1 protein-coding gene is annotated in these 1,284 nt (G+C 44.3%); it reads right to left on the reverse strand.

Going from position 1 to position 1,284, the window contains the following annotated elements:
* Positions 1–148: 148 nt before the first annotated feature.
* Positions 149–1,117 (reverse strand): ATP-binding protein, encoded by a 969-nt coding sequence (locus tag NC238_05110; protein MCM1565318.1) that lies wholly within the window; start codon positions 1,115–1,117, stop codon positions 149–151.
* Between the last annotated feature and the right edge of the window lie 167 nt (positions 1,118–1,284).

A 1,284-nucleotide genomic window follows, 5' to 3' on the forward strand; every position in this document is an offset into this window, starting at 1 on the left:
CAGGGCGGCAGCGGGCAGGGCCTGGCGCTGCACAGCACGCTGCTCGCCGTGATCGGCGGGGAACTGGCGGTGGAAAGCGCCGCGGGCCAGTACACCCGCGTCACGGTCAGTTTGCCGGCTGCAGAATGGGAGGTGTGGGAGTGATAACCTATTCAACATATATGGGTGTTTGTTCAGATAAAACCCATCGATTTGGATTATTATCACAAGGGCTGAAGTAGAGCGATACCTCCAATTGAATTGGTATGTCCAACATCGCTGGCAATAACTCAATTATTGTTTCTATTGAACTCCCGCCAAGGTTTTCGGAATATTCAATATTTCCTCTTGTATGCAAGGAAATCCTCCCCGGTCCATTGATGATTAACTCGTAACCTGTTGAGATGATAGTAGGATTTCGTGAAATTCCAATTGAATGATTTGAATAATCCAGCGTCTCCATCTGAAAAGCGTAAAGCGGATTCCATATACCACTTGGAGATGCTAACTTGAATTTTCCTTGACATTTGTGAGCTGGGATAACGATTGTTTCTTGTTGATAGGTCTCAGCATAGAGTGTAACTTTGAAGAGAAGGTTAAGAACTCCTGGTTTATTGGGACGAAAATGACCATACGCGATAGCATCAAGAATCTCAAGTCGTGGTAATTTTTGTAAAGGCGCGAGTATTCTTATTATTTCATCACGTCGTGCTGATCGGGTACGTGTTCCTTCACGCCATGGAATTTCTCTCTCCGAAGGACCATTCCCAGAGCATTTTATTACATACGGGGCTCTATCAGTTTCAAAAAACAACGCTACTACCACTTTATTATTAATATAGACATTCAATGGGGTGAATGTTGGGGTAGGACCGTCGAAGTGAGATGCGACTTGTGGGTACCAATTGGCCAGTTCTTCATGCGCCGCTCCAATTATCTTTCCTGCTTCATCAAGTCCAATAATCCACAGTATGCTTTGCCCTCTTGCTGCGTTTGCATGAGCAGCGATACGTCTTGCCGCCTTCTCGGCTGGTATCCACTGGGATTTGATCTCGACCCGGCTATCTTCGATTGGGCTTCCGGCATTTAATTGGTCAATTATCTGAAATACCCAAGACTCAATTTGAATATTATTCATGCTCGCCTGCCTTAGATATGCGGTTGCTAGGAGGAAGTTATTAACCTAATAGTTTTAGCCACCCAACAGGTTAGGTTTGCGTTTGAAACAGAAAATGTTTTTGGGATCCTGACGATATTATAGGCATAATAAACAAAAATTGCAATGAGATGATAGTGTGTTATGTA

Origin of the sequence: Dehalobacter sp. (genome assembly GCA_023667845.1) — a bacterium.
Lineage (GTDB): Bacteria > Bacillota > Desulfitobacteriia > Desulfitobacteriales > Syntrophobotulaceae > Dehalobacter.